The following is a 19419-nucleotide window of genomic DNA, read 5'->3' on the forward strand; positions in this document are numbered from 1 at the left end:
CTGCGGGAATGCACACCGGTCCGGGAGTTGGCCGCCCGAGTCGATGGTTGAATTCACAATCTTCACGCTCGCGCGAATCGCGGGAATTATCGTTTCCGCATTCTTGCCCGGACGCCGGGAATGGCAGATCAGGGGATATGCGGATATCGAGAAAGGTTTCTCCTTTCCCCGGCAGACGGAAGCCCCAGCCGCCGCCCATCACCCCTGAGCGGGACGCTCACCCGGCGGTGCTCAGTCGACGCCTCTGAGATAGACCCGGCTGGTTCGGTCGTCGACCTGCGCCACCGCGACCTTCAGCCAGTTGAGGTTGTCCTCGCACGGCGCGCACACCTGACCTTCGCGGACCCTCGCCAGCAGGTCGGGCTCCGGCAACCCGAGGTGCGAGAACGGCGTCGACGGGTTCGTGTTGCGGGTGAGCGGCTGTTCGCGCAGGCTGAGCGGCTGCTCCGGCTTCAGCTGTGCGACGAACGTGTCCACCTCGTCCGTGGGGAGGACGAACGCCATGATCAGGCCGTCGTCCTGCAGCCCCTCCCAGTGCGCCGCCTTCGCCTCGGTTGCCGCGGCGGGCAACCGCACATGCAGCGTCTTGGCGACCGACTCCACGGTGGCCCCGTCCACCCAGTGCGACACCTGCCCCGCTGAGCGGTCCGCCGCCGGGGTGCCGTTCCCCGTCGCCCCCGAGCATCCGGCCACCAGCCCGGCGAGCATGGCCACCCCGCCGGCCAGCGCCGGACGCCACCTGCTTCGCGGCTCCAAGCTCATCGGGCGTCTCCGTTCCGGCCGATGTCGGTACGCGTGCCGTCCCGTCCCGGTTCCTTCGGATCGGGCCAGGCGCCGCCCGTACTCATGTCGTGCTGCTGCACCGAACTGCTTCCCCTCATGTCGAATTCCCTGGCCTGTCCCGTCGTGTGCATGCGGGCCATATCGGCGTCGGTCACCGTGGTCGGACCGATGGGCGTGGCCTTTCCGGGGTCCCAGTTGTACCGGCCCCATACATTGACCTGGGTGCTGCTGGCAGCCGCCTGGCGGGCGTGCGATGCAGGGGTGAACGGCGCGGGCCAACGGGCTCGCGCCGACCTTCTACGGAGCCCTCCTCGCGATCACGGCAGCGGTGTGGTGGGGGATGCTCAACGGGTACGTAGGACGCTGGAACCTCACGGTCGCCCTCCTGGGCGGCACGGCCGGCGCCGCGGTCATGGTATGGATCTTCGTGGCTCTCCTCCAAGTCCCCGACGGCTACCGCTGCTGACGAGGTCGCCCTCCACCGAGGGCTGGACCGGATCACCTCCGTGCTCGACCCGGCGTGCTGCGACCGGCGTCGGCATCTGGCTCACGGGGAGACGGACATCCACTCCGTAGTCTGGGATGGAGCCACTGGCCGGGAGGCCGCGAACCGGCTTCAGCGGCTGGCGAACGATCTCGTCCTACCGTCCAGCTCACTGACGGCGAGTGGATCGCCCCTCCGCGAAAGGACGAACTGCCCGCTGTCTGCGGCGCATCCGCGATCAGCGACCGCAACCCCGTTCCGGCCGGACTCCCACCACCAAGAACACGGATGATCCAAACGAACACCTGCGAGCCGGCATCACAGCCGCGAGCCGTCATGCCACCGGACGGTCGGAAGGCGCACATCCACGCCGGCCATCGCCCAGGGACCCCCTGCAGCCGATCCCTGGCGCGCCAAGCACCGGGACAGGCAATCGGACACCACCTCGAACACGCCCCGGAAACGCCGAGATCCCGCCCCGCCTTTCGGCGGAACGGGATCTCGTGACGATCCTTGAGAGCTACTCAAGAACTGTCGTCTGTGGACCTGTGGGGATTTGAACCCCAGACCCCCTCGATGCGAACGAGGTGCGCTACCAGACTGCGCCACAGGCCCTTGCGACGTGTGAAACATTAGCACCCCTGCGCCGGTGCTCCAAAACGCGTTCCCGCGAGGGTCCACGCAGGTCACCGATCACTCGTTCGCGGCGCGCGGGCGGTCCTCGCTCTCGTACTGGTCGAACAGCGGCGTGCGGCCGCGGCCCTGGCCGCGGGGGCGCTGGACGGCCCGGTCCTGCGCGTCGTCCTCGGCGGGAGCCGGGGCGGGGACCGCGGGCTGGGCGCGCAGGCGGGGCTCCGTCGGCTCGGCCGTGCTGGAACGGGTCGCGCTCCAGGCGTCCGGGGTCACGGGGCCCGTGGCACGGGGGGCGACCGGGGCCGTCACGTACGTCGGCAGCGGGACCGGGACCGGCTCCCAGCTGTCACCGCGGGCGGGGCCGCGTTCGCGCTCGCGCTGCTGGTCCACCCACTCGGCGTGGTCGGTCTGCTCGACCAGCGCGCGCCGTCCGGCCTCCTGGGGGGAGACCGGTGGAGCGGGGTCCGGTTCGCCCGCCGCGGCCGCGCCCTCTTCGGGGTGGCGGCGGCGCGGGCGGCCCTCGCGCAGCTGCCGTGCGGCCGCCTCCGCGCGGCGGCGGTCCATGGTGAAGGCGTAGCGCCGCCGCTCCTGTACCCGCAGGTGGGCGATGTACGCGCTCAGCAGGAGGGCGGGCACGGCGGGCGCCCACAGGTAGCGCAGGCCGCCCACCGCCGCGACGACCGCGCCGGCGGTGAAGACGAGGAACAGCAGGGCGGTGGTGCGCCGGCGGCGCGCGAGGACCTGGAGGCGCTGTTCGCGCCGGGCCCGCTCCGCGCGCTGCTCCCGCTCGGCGGCCGCCGTTCGCGTCTCCGCCCTGGTCGGGGACACACCGAGGGCCCGGGCGTCGGCGTCGACGGAATTGACCGTCTCCGTCGCGGCGTCCGGGTCCGCGTGGGGCTCCGCCTCCTCGTCACCGCGTTCACGCAGCCCCTTGGCGTAACGGCGCTCCATTCCCGCCCGGCCGGAAAGCAGCCGAATGGCAGTGGAGAAGCGTTCCGTCGGACGGGCTTCGTTCAGCTCGTCCTGCCTCCGGAGCCACATGGGCACCAAGTAGGCGGCCCAGGCCCCGACAATGACTGCGTAGATGAGGCCGCTGCTGCTCACACCTCACACCGTAGAGGGGCGCGGGCGAGGGGATCGGCCAATTGGGCCGGTGTGTCGCGCGATCTCGCTGATATCACGGACTTTTTTTGTGATTCTTCGGATCAGGTTATGGGCGAATCGGTTACCCCGGGCCCCTAATTCGAACACATATTCGTTTACCTGGCCCGGGCGGACACCGCCCGCCCCTCCTCCCTATTTCGGCGGGGACTGCGAGTGGCGCGCGCGGTGCCAGCGGCGCAGCAGCCCCTCCGGGACCTCCTCCGCCGTGATCGCGTACACGAGGTGGTCGCGCCAGGCGCCGTCGATGTGGAGGTAGCGCGGACGCAGTCCCTCCTCGCGCAGGCCCAGCTTCTCCACGACCCGCCGGCTCGGACCGTTCTCGGGGCGGATGCACACCTCGATCCGGTGCAGGCCGACCTTTTGGAAGCAGTGGTCGACCGCGAGCGCGACCGCCGTCGGCATCACGCCGCGGCCGGCCACGTCGCGGTCCACCCAGTAGCCGACGTGCGCCGCGCACATCGAGCCCCAGGTGATCCCGGCGACCGTCAGCTGGCCCACCAGCCGCCCCTGGTATTCGATGACGAAGGGCAGCATCCGGCCGGCGTTCGCCTCCGCCCGCAGGTGGCGGACCATCTGGCGGTACGTGGGCCGCTGGACCACCGGCCCCCACGGCGCGGGCGGCGGGATCGTGGCCTCCCACGGCCGGAGCCAGTCGCGGTTGCGCCGGTTGACCTCACGCCAGTCCTTCTGGTCGCGCAGTTTTATCGGCCGGAGCGTGACATCGCCGTCGGTCAGGACCACCGGCCAGGTGGGGCCGTTCAGCTCGCGCTCCCGGTGGGTCCCGCCGGCCTGGGGTGGTCGCCGCCCCGGAGCTGGTCCACCGCGTGCGGCAGGATGCGGGACAGGACGGCGAGGCCGTCGCGCACCCCGCCCGTGGAACCGGGCAGGTTGACGATCAGGGTGCGCCCCGCGACACCCGCCAGGCCCCGGGACAGGGCCGCCGTCGGGACCTTGGCCAGCCCCTCGGCGCGGATGGCCTGCGGGATGCCGGGGATCTCGTAGTCCAGCACCCGGGCGGTGGCGTCCGGGGTGCGGTCGGTCGGCGAGATCCCGGTGCCGCCCGTGGTCAGGATGACGTCGTAGGCGGCGGCCACCCCCTCGCGCAGCGCCTGCTCGACGGGGTCTCCGTCCGGGACGACCCGCGGGCCGTCCACCGTGAAGCCGAGCTTGTCCAGCGCCTCCGCCAGCAGCGGGCCGCCCTTGTCGGCGTACACGCCCTGCGAGGCCCGGTTGGAGGCGGTGACGACGAGCGCCCTGCCGAGGGGCCCGTCGGGGACCGTGGCGGCCTGCGGCGCCGCCGCCGCGTGGTGGCTGTGCACCTCCCCGCCGCGGGGGGCGTTCACGAGCGGGCCCAGTCGCCGGACTTGCCGCCGGTCTTCTCCTCCACCCGGACGTCCGTGATGACGGCGCCCTTGTCGACCGCCTTCACCATGTCGACCACGGTGAGTCCGGCGACCGCGACGGCGGTCAGCGCCTCCATCTCGACGCCCGTGCGGTCGGTCGTCCTCACGGTGGCGAGGATCTCCACGGCGTCGTCGGCGACCGACAGGTCGACCTTCACGCCCGAGACGGCCAGCGGGTGGCACAGCGGGATCAGGTCCGGGGTCTTCTTCGCGCCCATGATCCCGGCGATGCGCGCGGTGGCGAGGGCGTCCCCCTTGGGCACGCCCTCGCCGCGCAGCAGCTCGATCACCCGGGGGGAGACGAGGACGCGTCCACTGGCGCGCGCCGTCCGGGTGGTGACGTCCTTCGCGGAGACGTCGACCATCCGGGCCGCTCCGGCCTCGTCGATGTGGGTGAGCCTGCTCTCGGTACTCATTGCTGTGCCGCTCCGCTCTGGGCCCCCGGGGGCCTGTGTGGTGCGACACACGCTACCCGCACGGGCCGCCGGAGGAGCGCGCCGGGGGAACGGTCCGGGCGCGCGGCAACGGACGCCGCGGATCAGCCGAGCAGGACCACTTCCAGCTCGGTACCGGGCTCCACCGAGGTGACGTCCTCGGGGACGACCATCAGTGAGTCGGCGTGCGCCAGCGCGGCGATCAGGTGGGAGCCCGATCCGCCGACCGGGCTGACCGTGCCGCTCTCGGCGTCGTACGCGCCGCGCAGGAACTGGCGCCGGCCGGCCGGGGAGCCCAGCGCCTTGTCGGCCTTCAGCACGGCCCGCACGCTGGGCCGCCGCACCTGCGACTCCGGCAGCCCCATGAGGGCGCGGATCGCCGGGCGCACGAAGAGCTCGAAGGAGACGTACGAGGAGACCGGGTTGCCGGGCAGCGCCAGCAGCGGGGTGTGGTCGGGGCCGATCGTGCCGAAGCCCTGCGGCTTGCCGGGCTGCATGGCGAGCTTGCGGAAGTCGATCCGGGTCGCGTCGACCTCCGTGTCGTCCTCGCCCGATCCGGCGGAAGCGGACGGCATGCCCGAGCCGACCGAGGAGAGCGCCTCCTTGACCACGTCGTAGGCGCCGACGCTGACCCCGCCGGTGGTGACCAGCAGGTCGGCCCGGATCAGCTGGTCCTCGATGGTGGAGCGCAGGGTGTCGGCGTCGTCCGCGACGGCGCCGACCCGGTAGGCGATGGCTCCGGCGTCCCGCGCGGCCGCCGCCAGCGCGAAGCTGTTGGAGTCGTAGATCGCGCCGGCGGTGAGCGGCTCGCCGGGCTGGACCAGCTCGCTGCCGGTGGACAGGACCACCACGCGCGGGCGCGGACGCACCCGGACGGTGCCGCGCCCGATGGCGGCCAGCAGGGCGATCTGCGGCGGGCCGAGGACGGTCCCGGCCGCGAGGGCGAGGTCGCCCGCCTGGACGTCGCTGCCGCGGGCGCGGACGTGCGCCCGCGCCTCGGCCGCGCGGTGCACGCGTACCTCGCCGCCCGCCTGCTCGGGGGCGGCGCTGGCCGGGGTCATCCCGGCGGCGGCGCCGCCCCCGGTGCCGCCGTCGGTCCACTCCACGGGCACGACGGCTTCCGCACCGGGCGGCAGCGGGGCCCCGGTCATGATCCGGGCGGCCTCGCCGGGGCCCACGGTGGGCAGCTCACCGCTGCCCGCCGCGACGTCCCCGACGACCGTCAGCACCGCGGGGAACTCCTCGCTCGCACCCTGGACGTCGGCCGTGCGGACGGCGTAGCCGTCCATGGAGCTGTTGTCGAAGGGCGGGAGGGCGACGGGCACGGTGACGTCCTCGACGAGGACACAGCCCTGGGCGTCCAGCAGCTGGAGCTCGATCGGCTCCAGCGGCCGGACGGCTCCGAGGACGTCCGCGAGGTGCTCGTCCACGGACCACAGGCGGTGGCCGCCCTCCGGGCGTGGATGCTGCGGTGCGGAACTGCTCAAGGTGCTACATCTCCTCCGTGACGTAACGGTGAAGCCAGGTGCGGAACTCGGGGCCCAGGTCCTCACGCTCGCACGCGAGGCGGACGATGGCCCGCAGGTAGTCGCCGCGGTCCCCGGTGTCGTAGCGACGGCCCCGGAAGACCACGCCGTGCACCGGGCCGCCCACGCTCTCGTCGGCGGCCAGCTTCTGCAGGGCGTCGGTGAGCTGGATCTCCCCACCGCGGCCCGGCTCGGTCTCCCGCAGTATGTCGAAGATCGCGGGGTTGAGGACGTAGCGTCCGATGACCGCGTAGTTGCTGGGGGCGTCCTGGGGCTCCGGCTTCTCGACGAGGCCGGTGATGCGGACCACGTCCTCCTCGTCGGTGGCCTCGACGGCGGCGCAGCCGTAGAGGTGGACGCTGGCCGGGTCGACCTCCATGAGGGCGATGACGGTGCCGCCGGTGCGGGCGTGGATGTCGGCCATCTGACGCAGCAGCGGGTCGCGCGGGTCGATGAGGTCGTCGCCGAGGAGGACGGCGAAGGGCTCACGGCCGACGTGCGGCTCGGCGCACAGCACCGCGTGGCCCAGGCCCCGCGGGTCGCCCTGGCGGACGTAGTGCATGGTCGCGAGGTCGCTGGATTCCTGGACCTTCTTCAGGCGGTCGTCGTCGCCCTTGGCGATGAGGGCCGACTCCAGCTCGTAGTTGCGGTCGAAGTGGTCTTCCAGGGCACGCTTGTTACGCCCAGTGATCATGAGTACGTCGTCGAGCCCGGCCGCGACGGCCTCCTCGACCACGTACTGGATGGCCGGCTTGTCCACAACCGGGAGCATTTCCTTCGGGGTCGCCTTGGTCGCCGGAAGGAAGCGGGTACCGAGGCCAGCGGCCGGAATGACGGCCTTCTTGATCACGGGGTGCAACATAGTCATGGCCAGAACGATAGTGGGTCCTGCCGAACACCCGACGAGATCGAGGTAGGTAGGTCCATATATGCCCTGATTCGAAGGAAAATTGATTCTCGTGGCAGAGAACCCGCCCACGGCGTCCGCCAAGTCCGAGCTGCGCCGACAACTCCTCGGGGCCCGTCGCGCCTTGTCCCCCGACATCCGCCGCGCCGCGGCCGAGGCGCTCGCCGTCACCGCCCTCGAACTTCCCGAACTGGCCGGTGCCCGCACGGTGGCGGCATACGTCTCGGTCGGCGGCGAGCCCGGCACCCGCGAGCTCCTCGACGCCCTGCGCACGGCCGGCAAGCGGGTGCTGCTCCCCCTCCTGCTGCCCGACAACGACCTCGACTGGGCGGTGTACGAGGGCCCCGGCAGCCTCGCCGAGGCCGCCCACCCGGGGAAGATGCGGCTGCTGGAGCCGTCCGGCCCGGCGCTCGGGCCGGACGCGGTGACGCAGGCCGACGCGGTGCTGCTGCCCGGGCTCGCGGTGGACGGGCGCGGCATGCGGCTCGGCCGCGGCGGGGGCAGTTACGACCGGGTGCTCCAGCGGCTGGAGCGGGCCGGTGCGCATCCGGCGCTGGTCGTGCTCCTCTACGACGACGAGGTGGTCGCGCGGGTCCCGGAGGAACCGCACGACCACCCCGTCCAGGCGGTGGCCACCCCGTCGGGGGTGCGCCGCTTCAGCTCGTGACCCGGCTCACGACCCGGCCGGCTTGAGGGTCAGGGTGTCGACCGTGGCCTTCTCGACGGCGTCCTTGCCGAAGGGCCACTCCAGCAGTTCGCCCTTGGCCCACATCTGCGTCTGGTCCGTGTAGTGGGAGTTGTACGCGTGGCCCGAGGCGCCCGTGAGGTTGATCCAGCGGGACTTGTCGAGGTCGTTGAGGTTGACGACCATCCGCATCGACGGCACCCAGGTGACCCCGTAGCCGCTGGAGGCGTTCCAGCCGGTGGCGTTGACGGTCGCCTCGCCGCCGCCCACGTTCCAGGGGCCGCGGTTGAGGAGCCACTGCATGAAGCCGGGGCCCTCGGTGCCGATCGTCTGGTTCTTCAGGTTCAGCTGGTGCAGCCGGCCCCAGCTCCAGGTGGACTGGTCCTTGCCGAGCTTGGCGGTCAGCTCCCAGCGGGCGTCCGCCATGGCCCGCGCGAACAGCTCGTCGCGGGTGGTGGCGGCCGGCTTGTTCAGGCCCTTGGCGGGCGCGCTCCACCACGGCGACTTCTCGTCCTTGACCAGGCGGCGGACCACCTCGAACCAGCGGTCGCCGCCGTCGGGCTGCGCAGAGTCGGCGTCGCGGGTTCCGCATTCGCGGACGGTCTTGGCGAGGTCGTCGGCCGGGCCGCTGCCGTTGCCCAGGACGTTCATGCAGCTGTCCTCGATCCGCAGCTCCTTGGGCATCTTGTCGCCGAAGGCCAGCTTGAGGATGTTGCGCCACACCGCGTTGAAGTAGGCGGCGGCCGCCGAGTCGGACTCCTGGGTGTAGTTCCAGCCGTCCAGCAGCTTCTGCGCGGCGCGCACGCCCGGGTCCGACACCTGGATCTTCGACAGCATCGGGGTGAGCAGCGCGGCGATCTCGCTGCTGTTGTCCATCTGCATGGTCCGCATGTCGTCGGTCGAGATCTTCCCGCCGTCCTTGATCTTCGCCTCGATGAGGTCGTTGATCCGCTGGCTGCGGGCGCCGTAGCCCCAGTCGGTGGTCAGCAGGTGCGGGTACTTGCCGGCGCCGGTCCCGTTCTCCGCGACGGCCTGGTTGGCGGTGACGATGTAGCCGCGCGAGGGGTTCTGGTCCCAGGGCAGCTCGTTCTGCGCGATGTAGCCGGTGGTGCCTTCCCGGCCGCCCTTCCAGGCGTACTTGGAGTCCCAGCCGGGAGCGGGCATCCGGCCGTCGCCCTGGCCGCGGACCGGGATGCGGCCCGGGGCCTGGTAGCCGATGTTGCCGTTGGCGCCCTTGTTGTCGGCGTAGATCAGGTTCTGGGAGGGCACCTCGAAGTCGGCGGCCGCCTTGCGGAAGTCGTCGAAGTTCTTGGCCTGGTTGAGCTTGAAGACCGCGTCCATGCTCTTGCCCGGGTCCAGCGCCGTCCAGCGCAGGGCGATGGCGTAGCCGTCGCCGCGGTCGGGGGCGGAGCTGTCGACGGGGGCGCGGGTGCCGACCGTGGCGAGCTCCTCGCTGCGGTCGGAGACGAGCGGGCCGTTGTTGGTGGTGCGGACGGTGATCTTCTTGCTGGTGCCGCCCGCGATCTTGATGATCTCCTCGCGGGAGGTGAAGGGGAGCACCCGGTTGTCGTAGACGTAGCCCTCGGGCTTGATCTGCTCGAGGTAGAGGTCGGTGACGTCGGCGCCGAGGTTGGTCATGCCCCAGGCGATGTCGGCGTTGTGGCCGATGACCACGCCGGGCATGCCGGAGAAGGTGTAGCCGGCCACGTCGTACTTGCACTGGGCCGAGACGGCGCGGCAGTGCAGGCCCATCTGGTACCAGACCGAGGGCAGTTGCGGCGACAGGTGCGGGTCGTTGGCGAGCAGCGGCTTGCCGGTGGTCGTGTACTTGCCGGAGATGACCCAGGAGTTCGAGCCGATGCCGCTGCCGTTGGGGCCGAGGATCGCCGGGACCTTCTCCAGGGTGTCGGCGAGGGCGCTCAGCTGGGTGCGCAGGCCCACGGTCGCGCCCTGGGCGGTGGCGTTGCCGGCGAGGCCGGTGGCGCTGCCGGCGCCCGGGGCGGTGGAGGCCGGGTTGGCGACGGTGCCGCCGGAGCCGGAGCCGGAGCCGCTGCCCGAGCCGCTGCCGCTGCCGCTGCCCGAGCCGGAGCCGGAGTTCCCGGTCTGGCCCTGGGGGGTGTACTTGCCGCCGTCGACCTTGCCGCCCTCGACGATCGGCTTGTTCCGGTCGAACGGGTACGGCGGGTAGAGCTCGGCGATCTGCGCCTGCGAGAGCTTGCTCGCCATCAGCGCGCGGTCGATCTCGTCCTGCATGTTGCCGCGCAGGTCCCAGGCCATCGCCTTGAGCCAGGCCACCGAGTCCACCGGGGACCACTGCTCGGGGCGGTAGCCGTCGCTGAGCTCGATGGCGGCGTGCTCGACGGAGAGGGACTTGCCGGACTTCCCCTTCAGGTACGCGTTGACCCCGTCGGCGTAGGCCTGCAGGTTCTTCTTGGTCTCGGCGGAGAGCTTGGTGTCGTACTCCTCCTGCGCGACCTGGCGCCAGCCCAGCGTGCGCAGGAAGGCGTCGGTCTCGACCTGGCCGGCGCCGAACATCTCCGAGAGCCGCCCCGAGGTCATGTGGCGGCGTACGTCCATCTCCCAGAAGCGGTCCTGCGCGTGTACGAAGCCCTGCGCGCGGAAGAGGTCGTCGTCGCTGTCCGCGTAGAGCTGGGGAATGCCGTTCGCGTCGCGCTTCACCTCGACCGCCCCCTTCAGGCCGGGCACGTCGAGGGAGCCGGTGGTCTGGGGGAAGGAGGCGCGCACGCTGTCCACGCTCCAGTACGCCCCGTAGCCGAGGCCCGCGAGGAGTCCCAGGACCAGTACGAGCGCGATCAGACGGGCGCGTCGTCCCTTCTTCTTGGCGGGAGGAGCGGTTTCGTTGGCGGGCATCGCTGTCCTTAGAGGGGCAGGGTGGTCCTGGGAGTGCTGGGAGCAACCATAGGCGCAGGACCGACTCCGTTGATCCGCCAGGGGTGGAGGCCGTGTGGAGGGCCTGTATCCCGCGGCGGTCCGGGAGGCGGCGCGAAATGGATCTACGACGGGCCCAGCGGTCCCGAGGACAGGGGCGAACAGCCGTTTCACAATGTGGTTATCGCGTAAAGGGCGCGTCAAAGATTAGGTAAGGTAACGAACTACTTGCCGAACTTGTCGCCGGGAGGATCGATCCGCCGGGCGCATTGAGGAGGGCCGCCCGCTGACTGTCCACACGCTCAATGAGCTTCTGCTGGTCTGCTCGCTCGTACTGCTCGTCGCCGTGGCCGCGGTGCGGGTCTCGTCGCGCAGCGGCCTGCCCAGCCTGCTCATCTACCTGGGCATAGGCGTCGCCATAGGCCAGGACGGCATCGGGAACGTCGTCTTCGACAATGCCGAGCTGACCCAGGTCATCGGCTACGCGGCCCTCGTCGTGATCCTCGCCGAGGGCGGTCTGGGCACCAAGTGGAAAGAGATCAAGCCGGCCCTGCCGGCCGCGATCATGCTCTCCCTGGTGGGCGTGGCGATCAGTGTGGGCGTGACGGCGGCGGGGGCGCACTACCTCGTGGGACTCGAATGGCGGCAAGCGCTGCTGATCGGCGCGGTCGTCTCCTCGACCGACGCGGCGGCCGTCTTCTCCGTGCTGCGCAAGGTCCCGCTGCCGCCCCGGATCACCGGCGTCCTGGAGGCCGAGTCCGGCTTCAACGACGCACCCGTCGTGATCCTGGTGGTGGCCTTCTCCACGGTCGGCCCGGTGGACGAGTGGTACGTCCTGCTCGGCAAGATCGCGCTGGAACTCGCGATCGGCGCCGCGATCGGCCTGGCCGTCGGCTTCCTCGGCGCCTACGGCCTGCGGCACGTCGCCCTGCCCGCCTCCGGCCTCTACCCGATCGCCGTGATGGCCATCGCGATCGTGGCGTACGCGGCCGGTGCGATGGCCCACGGCTCCGGCTTCCTCGCGGTGTACCTGGCGGCGATGGTCCTGGGCAACGCCAAGCTCCCCCACTGGCCGGCCACGCGCGGCTTCGCCGACGGGCTGGGCTGGATCGCCCAGATCGGCATGTTCGTGCTGCTGGGCCTGCTGGTCACGCCGCACGAGCTGGTCCGCGACTTCTGGCCCGCGGTCGTCATCGGCCTGGTGCTGACGACGGTGGCGCGCCCCCTGGAGGTCTTCGTCAGCCTGCTGCCCTTCCGGATCCCCTGGCAGGAGCAGGTCCTGATGTCGTGGGCGGGTCTGCGCGGCGCCGTGCCCATCATCCTGGCGACGATCCCGATGGTGTCCGGGATCGAGGGCAGCGACCGCGTCTTCAACATCGTCTTCGTGCTGGTCGTCGTCTACACCCTGGTGCAGGGGCCGACCCTGCCGTGGCTCGCGCGCAAGCTGGACCTCGGGCGGGGCATGGAGACGGCGTCCGACCTCGGCATCGAGTCGGCGCCGCTGGAGAAGCTGCGCGGGCACCTGCTGTCCTTCGCCATCCCGCCGGCCTCGCGGATGCACGGCGTCGAGGTGAGCGAGCTGCGACTGCCGCCCGGAGCCTCGGTCACGCTGGTCGTCCGGGACGCCAAGAGCTTCGTGCCGGCGCCGTCGACCGTCCTGCGGCGCGGGGACGAGCTGCTGGTGGTGGCCACGGACCCGGTGCGGGACGCGGCCGAGGCGCGGCTGCGGGCGGTGGCCCGGGGCGGCAAGCTGGCGGGGTGGCTGGGGACCGGAAACGGACCGGCCCCCCATTAGAGCGGCGCTCTAATTCGGCCGGATTGGCGGAGATCTGACCTCTCTTATCCGGATATAGAGGGGTCTTCATCTGCGAAGTTCCCGTTAATCGCAGGCGAAGGCACGGGTTGTCGGCGCAATCACAGGGCGTGGTATCGGCTTCCCCTGTACGATGAAGGCACAACAGATCGAACCAACTCTGCCTGACGCAGAGCTGGCGCGACCGCAAAGCGGCCGTGGCACTCCCGCAGTGGGCGCCCAGGTATCACTCGGTTCTGCGCAAGAGGACAGCTCTCGGGGCTCCCACCACGTACGGGTGCGACCGCTCACAAAGCACGGCACCGTCCGCAGACGGGGAGTTCTACCAGGCAGCGGAAAGGCAAGGCCGTGACATCCGCGGTCACGACCGACACGTCCGCCCGCCCCGGCTACGGGCAGCTCCTGCGCACACCCGGCGCTCTCGGCTTCGTACTCCCTGGCTTCGCAGCCCGGCTCCCCTTCGGCATGCTGACCATCAGCATCCTGCTGCTGGTCCAGCACACCACCGGCTCCTACGGCAGCGCCGGCATCGTCGCCGCCGTCACCGGCATCTCGATGGCCCTCTCCGCCCCGCTGATGGGCATCTTCACCGACCGGTTCGGCCAGAGCGCCGTGCTCGTCCCCGTGGTCCTCGCGCACGCCGCCGCCGTGGGCGGCCTGGCCGCCCTCGCCCTGGCCGGCGCCCCGGTCTGGGCGCTGGCGCTGGCCGCCGTGCCCACCGGCGCCTCCGTGCCGCAGGTCGGCCCGATGGTCCGGGCGCGCTGGGCCGCCAGGCTGGAGGGCTCGCCGCTGCTGCCGACGGCCGCCGCCTTCGAGTCCGTCACCGACGAGTTCACCTTCGTCGTCGGCCCGGTCCTGGCGACCGCGCTGTGCACGGGCGTCCACCCGGCGGCCGGCCTGGTCACCGAGGCCACGCTGACGCTGCTCGGCGGTCTGCTCTTCGCGGCCCGCCGCGCCTCCCAGCCCACGACGCACGCCCCGACGGCCACCGGCGAGAAGCGCGCCTTCGCGCTGTCCCACCCGGGCCTGCGCGTCCTGATCTTCGCCTTCCTCGGGATCGGCGCCGTGTTCGGCGGCATGCAGGTCTCCCTCGCCGCCTTCTCCAACGAGATCGGCAACCCCGGCGCCAACGGTCTGCTCTACGGCGTCTTCGCGGCCGGCAACATGATCGCGGGCATCGCCATGGGCGCCGTCGCGTGGAAGATCGGCCCGCGCCGCCGGCTGATCCTGGGCTACATCGGCCTCACCGCCGCCGCGTCCGTCCTGTGGGCCGCGCACTCGATGATCCTGCTGGGTGCGCTCGGCCTGGTCGTCGGCCTGTTCATCGCCCCGGCCCTGATCACCGGCTACACGATGGTCGAGCAGCTGGTCCCCGCCAACGCGCGGACCGAGGCCTTCACCTGGCTGACCGGCTCGATCGCCTTCGGGCAGGCCATCGCGGTGATCCTGGCCGGCCGCCTGACCGACGCGCACGGGTCCTCGTACGGCTTCATGGTGCCGATGGCGGCCACCGCGCTGGCGCTGGCCACCCTGCTGGCGATGCGCGCGAAGCTGGCCCCGAAGGCCCCGAGCCGGATCGTGAACGCGTCCGCGGCCGCGGCCGCGTCCGCGTCCGGCACTGAGGCCGCCGCCCGCACGGCGGCCGCCGCTGGTACCGAGGTCACCGCTCGCAGCGAGGCCGCGCCGCGTACCGAGGTGCGTACCGAGGCCGCGTCGCGTAGCGATGTCGCGCCCCGTAACCGGGTGAACGAGCGTGGGATGGGTCACCGCGTGCCGGTGACGGTGGACTGATCCGCCGGAATACGTCACCATGGAGCGTCGTTAGCACTCATTGAGTGAGAGTGCCAGGAGGAAATTCGTGCCGACCTACCAGTACCAGTGCACCGAGTGCGGTGAGGGCCTTGAGGCCGTGCAGAAGTTCACCGACGACGCGCTGACCGTATGCCCGAACTGCGACGGACGCCTGAAGAAGGTGTTCTCCGCGGTCGGCATCGTCTTCAAGGGCTCCGGTTTCTACCGGAACGACAGCCGTGGCGCCTCGTCGAGCAGCACCCCTGCATCGAAGCCCGCGTCGAGTTCGACGTCGTCCTCGACGCCGACCGCCGCAGCCGCTCCCGCCGCTTCGTCCTCCTCGACGTCGTCGAGCACGAGCAGCAGCTCCACGTCGGCCGCCTGATCGCTTTCCCCCGAGGCCCCGCCCGCCCCTACCGGGCAGCGGGGCCTCAGGCATGCCCGGTTAGGGTGAGCGCCATGGCGAACGCAGAGATCGGTGTCATCGGCGGCTCGGGCTTCTACTCCTTCCTGGAGGACGTCTCCGAGATCCAGGTGGACACCCCGTACGGCCCTCCCAGCGACTCCCTGTACCTGGGCGAGCTGGCCGGCCGCTCGGTGGCCTTCCTGCCCCGGCACGGGCGCAGCCACACGGTCCCGCCGCACAGGATCAACTACCGGGCGAACCTCTGGGCCCTGCGCTCGGTGGGGGTCCGCCAGGTGCTCGGGCCGTGCGCGGTCGGCGGCCTGCGGCCCGAGTACGGGCCGGGCACCCTGCTCGTTCCCGACCAGCTGGTCGACCGTACGCAGAGCCGCGTGCAGACCTTCTTCGACGGGGTGCCGCTGCCGGACGGCTCGGTTCCGAACGTCGTGCACACCACCTTCGCCGACCCGTACTGCCCGGTGGGCCGGTCCGTGGCGGTGGCCGCGGCCCGCGGGCGGGACTGGGAGCCGGTGGACGGCGGCACCATGGTCGTCGTGGAAGGGCCGCGTTTCTCGACGCGCGCCGAGTCCCGCTGGTACGCCTCGGCGGGCTGGTCGGTGATCGGCATGACCGGTCACCCGGAGGCGATCCTCGCCCGTGAGCTGGGGCTCTGCTACACCTCGATGGCGCTGGTCACGGACCTGGACGCGGGCGCGGAGACCGGTGAGGGCGTCTCCCACACGGAGGTGCTGAAGGTGTTCGGCGAGAACGTCGGCCGCCTGCGCGAGGTCCTCTTCGACGCGGTGGCGGCGCTGCCCGCCACCGGGACCCGCGACTGCCTGTGCACGCACGCGCTGGACGGCTGGGACCTGGGCATCGAGCTCCCCTAGCGCGCGGGGCACGGCCCGGGCCGTACCCGCGGGCCTGCGGCCCCGGGCTGCGCGGACTGTCACATCCGGGGCGGCCGTCCTGTCTTCCTCTGTGAAGGCCCAGTAGGGACAGACCGCCGCTCCGGGAGACGACAGTCATGCCGCGTATCTCGCTCACCCCGCCCCGCACCCTGCTGATGCGCATCGGCGCCTGGTACTCGCGCCGCACCTACGGCAAGGTGCTCGACCCCGGCCAGGCCTACGGGCACAACCCGCGCGTGCTGTTCTCGTACGTCCGCCTGGAACAGCGGGCGGCGAAGTGGAACGCCCTGGACGCCGGTCTCAAGCACCTCGCCGTGATGGCATCGGCGGCCCGCATCAACTGCTCGTGGTGCATGGACTTCGGCTACTGGGAGGGCCACGAGCAGGGGATGGCGGTGGAGAAGATCGAGAGCGTGCCGCGGTGGCGGGAGGCGCGTGAGGTGTTCACCGAGCTGGAGCTGCTGGTCATGGAGTATGCCGAGGCCATGACCGAGACCGAGCCGGCGGTCACCGACGAACTGGCCGCGGCGCTGATCCCACGGCTCGGGGAGGCGGCCTTCGTCGAACTGACGGCGGTCGTCGCGCTGGAGAACTGGCGCTCGCGCGTGAACAGTGCCTTCGGCCTGACCAGTCAGGGCTTCTCGGAGTCCTGCCAGGTGCCGGCGAAGGGGTGACGTCCACCGGACGGGACGGCGTGGACGACGGCCACCCCGGCTACGGCTACGGCTACGGCTACGGCTACGGCAACAGGGTCGTCGTCGCCCTCGACCTCGCGGGAGGCCGGCCGGGAGGTGCTGGGGTCGGGGTTCGTCACTCGGGCGGGTGATGGGGTTTTCCACAGACTGGGGACCGTCCACAGGCGTCAGCGGGATGCGGGCGGGAGGCCGGATCGTGGAGTGTGTCCGGGCGGTGGGTCCGGGCACAGGAACTCACTCCGTTTGGTGGTGCTCGTCATGTCCCGGACTTCCGCGGCCCCTTCGCCCTCATCCGCGACCCCGTGTCCGTCCTTCTCTCGGACTTCGCCCCAGGCCTCGCCTCCTGCCTCCTCCACGTGTCCGCCGTCGCGTCCCGTTCCGCCGTTCCCGCCGCTACGTGTGGGGCGGGGGTCGGGGCGGCTGCGCCGGGCGGTGCGGCGCCGGCGGCGGGCCGCCTCGGCCGCCCTGGCCGTCGTCGCGGCGGCGCTGGCCGTGGGAGGGACCGAGGCGCAGGCTTCCCGGGGCGCGCCGCAGCCCGTGGTGAAACCGCCGCCGGCGGCCGTGCGGATGGTCTCGGCGCCCGTGCGCATCGCTGACGCCGCGACGGTGCGGCTGCTGCGGCCCGGGGACCGCGTCGACGTGGTGGCGGCGGAGCGGGCACAGCAGCCCCGGGTGGTGGCGGCGGGGGCCAGGGTCGCCGAAGTCCCCCGTACCGACGAGAGCGTTGGGGACGGCGGGGCGCTCGTCGTCCTGTCCGTACCGCGGGACACCGCGCGGGCCCTGGTGGGCGCGGGCGCGACGGCGCGGCTGGCGGTGACGTTGTGCTGACCCGTACGAACGATCAGTCAATTCACCTCAAAGTGATGGCCGATTGGACACACCTCTCCCGGACTGCCGTAGCTTTCGGAACCGTTGGCTCCGTGTTTGGCTCCCGTGAAGAAGGACTCAGTGATGGGCGAGAAGAAGAAGGAAAGCGTGCTGGCGGGCTTCAAGGCCTTCCTGATGCGCGGCAACGTGGTCGACCTCGCGGTGGCCGTGGTGATCGGCGCCGCGTTCACGAACATCGTGAACTCGGTGGTCAAGGGGATCATCAGCCCGGTGGTGGGCGCGGTGGGCACGAAGAGCCTGGACGGCTACACGTCCTGCCTGAAGGCCCCGTGCGAGATCGGCCCCGACGGTCAGCCGACCGGTGTCGAGATCCTCTGGGGGTCGGTGCTGAACGCCACGCTGACCTTCGTGATCACCGCGGCTGTCGTGTACTTCCTGATGGTGCTGCCGATGTCGAAGTACCTGGCGCGCCAGGAGGACCGCCGCAAGGCCCGCGAGGGCGTCCAGGAGATCGTCGAGATCACCGAGCTGGAGGTCCTCAAGGAGATCCGGGACCACCTGGTCGCGCAGCGCGCGGGCGGCGGCGGTGTCGGCGGCCAGGCGGGTTCGCGCGACGGCTTCTGACCGCGCCGGCCGCCCGGCCGGTCAGATGTGGTGCGGCGGCTTCTCGTCGAGGAAGCGCGCCAGATCGGCCGCGCTTCCCCCGGTGGACGGCCGCTCGCCCCAGCCCCGGTCGGTGTCGTCCGACGACTGCTGGTCCAGCGGGTCGTCGAAGACGATCCGCGGCTTCGGCCGGGGCGGCCGGGCCTCGGGGGCGGGACGCGGGGGCTGCGGGTCGGATGCGGGGGTGCTGCTCATGCCACCAGAGTACGGCCGCCCCCGGTGGCGGCACCGCTCAGCTGGGCGCCCCGGCTCCCCCGCGCCGCCGCCTGCGCCTCGGACCCCCGGCCCCCGGCTCCCGGCTCCCGGCCCGGTGTCGACGTGGTCGTCGGCCCTTGGGGGCGAGGAGTCGCAGTCCGAGCCTGGAGACCGCCCTGGCCACCGCCTTCTGCTCCGCCGTGGGCGAGGGGGTGGCGCGGAGGGTGGAGTCCGTGCCCAGCGCCTGCCACGTGATCTCGCCCCGCCTGTGGCAGGCCAGGGCGCCGTCCCGCGAGACACTGCCGAGGGGCCGGGCGAAGGCGGTGCGCCCCCGGCGTTCTCAGAGCGGTCCGTCAGGCCCGGCCTTGTGTGGACGCATTCACACCGTCTCGGGTCGGTCCTGGCCGCCGACCTCGCCCGGAGGGGTTTGCGCCGCCACGTGGAGGACGTCGCGGGCCTGCTCCGCGGCGCGGGCGAGGCTCTCGGCGACGAAGTCGAGGAAGCGCGCGACGTTCTCCAGGCGGACGGCGGCCGGGGTGCCGGGGCCGAGGACACCGGCGCCCTGGCGTGCGATGTCGACCTGTTGGTTGAGGGAGCGGACGCTGGCGACCATCGACTGGTACCAGAGGTTCTCGTCGATGACGTAGCGCTCACGGCGGCCCTCGTCGCGCTCGCGGCGGACGAGGGCCTGACTCTCCAGGAAGGCGATCGACTTCGAGATGGACGCCGGGCTGACCTGGAGGCGCCGGACGAGTTCGGCGGCGGTCATGCTGCCGGAATCGGCGGTGAGGAGGCAGACCATCACCCGCGCGGTCATCTTGTTGGACAGGCCCGACTGCATCATCACGGCGGTGAACTGCTCTTCGTACTCGGCCACGGCCTCCGGGTCGCGGCCGTGCGGCAGGACGGCCGGGGCCGCGCCCCGGGGCTCGGCGGGCCGGCGCCGGCGGGCACGGTGCTCGGTGGCGCGGTGGGCCTGGTCCGCGCGATAGCCGGCGGGGCCGCCGTTGCGCATGACCTCGCGGGTGACCGTGGAGGTCGGACGGTCCAGGCGCCGGGCGATCTCCGCGTAGGCGAGGCCGTCGGCCACCCCCAGGGCGATCTGCTGGCGTTCCTGCTGGGTGAGCCTGCCTCCCGGCATCGCGGCCTCCTTCTGTGGGCGTGAGGCCTCCACCATAGCCTTCACCCTCATACCATTGCAACGCAACGCGG

20 protein-coding genes and 1 tRNA gene are annotated in these 19419 nt (G+C 71.8%); 10 read left to right on the forward strand and 11 right to left on the reverse strand.

The features are described from left to right. Window positions 1–231: 231 nt before the first annotated feature. Window positions 232–762: a hypothetical protein gene (locus tag AVW11_RS13155; protein WP_076044066.1), complete on the reverse strand. Its 531-nt coding sequence runs from the start codon at window positions 760–762 to the stop codon at window positions 232–234. Between the two features lie 361 nt (window positions 763–1123). Here AVW11_RS13155 and AVW11_RS38960 point away from each other — a divergent pair, with 361 nt between their 5' ends. Continuing rightward, the gene (locus AVW11_RS38960; RefSeq protein ID WP_276209073.1) at window positions 1124–1249 is read left to right on the forward strand and encodes a hypothetical protein; all 126 of its coding nucleotides are present in this window, start codon (window positions 1124–1126) and stop codon (window positions 1247–1249) included. A gap of 559 nt (window positions 1250–1808) precedes the next feature. Here AVW11_RS38960 and AVW11_RS13165 read toward each other — a convergent pair. The 7 genes from AVW11_RS13165 to galU all read right to left on the reverse strand — a co-directional run bounded on the left by AVW11_RS13165 (window position 1809) and on the right by galU (window position 7295). Next, window positions 1809–1882, reverse strand: a tRNA-Ala gene (locus tag AVW11_RS13165). A gap of 78 nt (window positions 1883–1960) precedes the next feature. After that, window positions 1961–3004, reverse strand: coding sequence for a divisome protein SepX/GlpR (sepX, locus tag AVW11_RS13170; RefSeq protein ID WP_030852495.1), 1044 nt, complete (start codon window positions 3002–3004; stop codon window positions 1961–1963). 192 nt (window positions 3005–3196) lie between these two features. After that, entirely contained in the window at window positions 3197–3805 is a 609-nt protein-coding gene (locus tag AVW11_RS13175) for a GNAT family N-acetyltransferase (protein ID WP_060179411.1), read from the reverse strand. A gap of 17 nt (window positions 3806–3822) precedes the next feature. Then, window positions 3823–4383, reverse strand: a complete 561-nt coding sequence (locus AVW11_RS13180) for a MogA/MoaB family molybdenum cofactor biosynthesis protein (protein ID WP_413081792.1) — start codon at window positions 4381–4383, stop codon at window positions 3823–3825. A 20-nt stretch (window positions 4384–4403) separates the two neighbouring features. After that, window positions 4404–4883: a cyclic pyranopterin monophosphate synthase MoaC gene (gene moaC, locus AVW11_RS13185; protein WP_030852504.1), complete on the reverse strand. Its 480-nt coding sequence runs from the start codon at window positions 4881–4883 to the stop codon at window positions 4404–4406. 122 nt (window positions 4884–5005) lie between these two features. Then, window positions 5006–6388 carry a molybdotransferase-like divisome protein Glp gene (glp, locus tag AVW11_RS13190; protein WP_076044068.1) on the reverse strand — a complete coding sequence of 461 codons (1383 nt, stop codon included), beginning with the start codon at window positions 6386–6388 and terminating at the stop codon, window positions 5006–5008. A gap of 4 nt (window positions 6389–6392) precedes the next feature. Beyond that, a complete protein-coding gene (gene galU / locus AVW11_RS13195) occupies window positions 6393–7295 on the reverse strand; it encodes a UTP--glucose-1-phosphate uridylyltransferase GalU (RefSeq protein ID WP_030852510.1) in 903 nt (300 codons plus the stop codon). 91 nt (window positions 7296–7386) lie between these two features. On the opposite strand from galU, the gene AVW11_RS13200 reads away from it, so the two are divergent. Continuing rightward, the gene (locus tag AVW11_RS13200; RefSeq protein WP_076044069.1) at window positions 7387–8001 is read left to right on the forward strand and encodes a 5-formyltetrahydrofolate cyclo-ligase; all 615 of its coding nucleotides are present in this window, start codon (window positions 7387–7389) and stop codon (window positions 7999–8001) included. Between the two features lie 6 nt (window positions 8002–8007). Here the strand turns inward: AVW11_RS13200 and AVW11_RS13205 are convergent, their stop codons facing one another. Further along, entirely contained in the window at window positions 8008–10890 is a 2883-nt protein-coding gene (locus tag AVW11_RS13205; RefSeq protein WP_030852516.1) for a penicillin acylase family protein, read from the reverse strand. Between the two features lie 286 nt (window positions 10891–11176). Between AVW11_RS13205 and AVW11_RS13210 the strand changes: the two genes are divergently transcribed. From AVW11_RS13210 to mscL, 8 genes are all read left to right on the forward strand, one after another. After that, on the forward strand, window positions 11177–12703 hold the full coding sequence (locus AVW11_RS13210) for a potassium/proton antiporter (protein WP_381784316.1): 1527 nt from the start codon (window positions 11177–11179) through the stop codon (window positions 12701–12703). 366 nt (window positions 12704–13069) lie between these two features. Continuing rightward, window positions 13070–14512 (forward strand): MFS transporter, encoded by a 1443-nt coding sequence (locus tag AVW11_RS13215; RefSeq protein ID WP_079250613.1) that lies wholly within the window; start codon window positions 13070–13072, stop codon window positions 14510–14512. A 67-nt stretch (window positions 14513–14579) separates the two neighbouring features. Continuing rightward, a complete protein-coding gene (locus AVW11_RS13220; RefSeq protein WP_030852524.1) occupies window positions 14580–14897 on the forward strand; it encodes an FmdB family zinc ribbon protein in 318 nt (105 codons plus the stop codon). A gap of 74 nt (window positions 14898–14971) precedes the next feature. Continuing rightward, window positions 14972–15805 (forward strand): S-methyl-5'-thioadenosine phosphorylase, encoded by an 834-nt coding sequence (locus tag AVW11_RS13225; protein ID WP_030852527.1) that lies wholly within the window; start codon window positions 14972–14974, stop codon window positions 15803–15805. A 137-nt stretch (window positions 15806–15942) separates the two neighbouring features. Then, the gene (locus tag AVW11_RS13230; protein ID WP_030852530.1) at window positions 15943–16500 is read left to right on the forward strand and encodes a carboxymuconolactone decarboxylase family protein; all 558 of its coding nucleotides are present in this window, start codon (window positions 15943–15945) and stop codon (window positions 16498–16500) included. Further along, window positions 16497–16652, forward strand: a complete 156-nt coding sequence (locus tag AVW11_RS37390; protein ID WP_158076133.1) for a hypothetical protein — start codon at window positions 16497–16499, stop codon at window positions 16650–16652. Before AVW11_RS13230 ends, AVW11_RS37390 begins: the two co-directional genes overlap by 4 nt. A gap of 127 nt (window positions 16653–16779) precedes the next feature. Further along, a complete protein-coding gene (locus AVW11_RS39260) occupies window positions 16780–17349 on the forward strand; it encodes a hypothetical protein (RefSeq protein WP_063898551.1) in 570 nt (189 codons plus the stop codon). A 123-nt stretch (window positions 17350–17472) separates the two neighbouring features. Next, window positions 17473–17973 carry a large conductance mechanosensitive channel protein MscL gene (mscL, locus tag AVW11_RS13240; RefSeq protein ID WP_173675228.1) on the forward strand — a complete coding sequence of 167 codons (501 nt, stop codon included), beginning with the start codon at window positions 17473–17475 and terminating at the stop codon, window positions 17971–17973. Window positions 17974–17994: 21 nt separating this feature from the next. Here mscL and AVW11_RS13245 read toward each other — a convergent pair whose 3' ends face one another. Together AVW11_RS13245 and AVW11_RS13250 are read right to left on the reverse strand one after the other, a co-directional pair. Next, window positions 17995–18207 (reverse strand): hypothetical protein, encoded by a 213-nt coding sequence (locus AVW11_RS13245; RefSeq protein WP_030852535.1) that lies wholly within the window; start codon window positions 18205–18207, stop codon window positions 17995–17997. 379 nt (window positions 18208–18586) lie between these two features. Next, window positions 18587–19348, reverse strand: coding sequence for a helix-turn-helix domain-containing protein (locus AVW11_RS13250; protein ID WP_037834104.1), 762 nt, complete (start codon window positions 19346–19348; stop codon window positions 18587–18589). Between the last annotated feature and the right edge of the window lie 71 nt (window positions 19349–19419).

Origin of the sequence: Streptomyces amritsarensis (genome assembly GCF_001953875.1) — a bacterium.
Classification (GTDB): domain Bacteria; phylum Actinomycetota; class Actinomycetes; order Streptomycetales; family Streptomycetaceae; genus Streptomyces; species Streptomyces amritsarensis.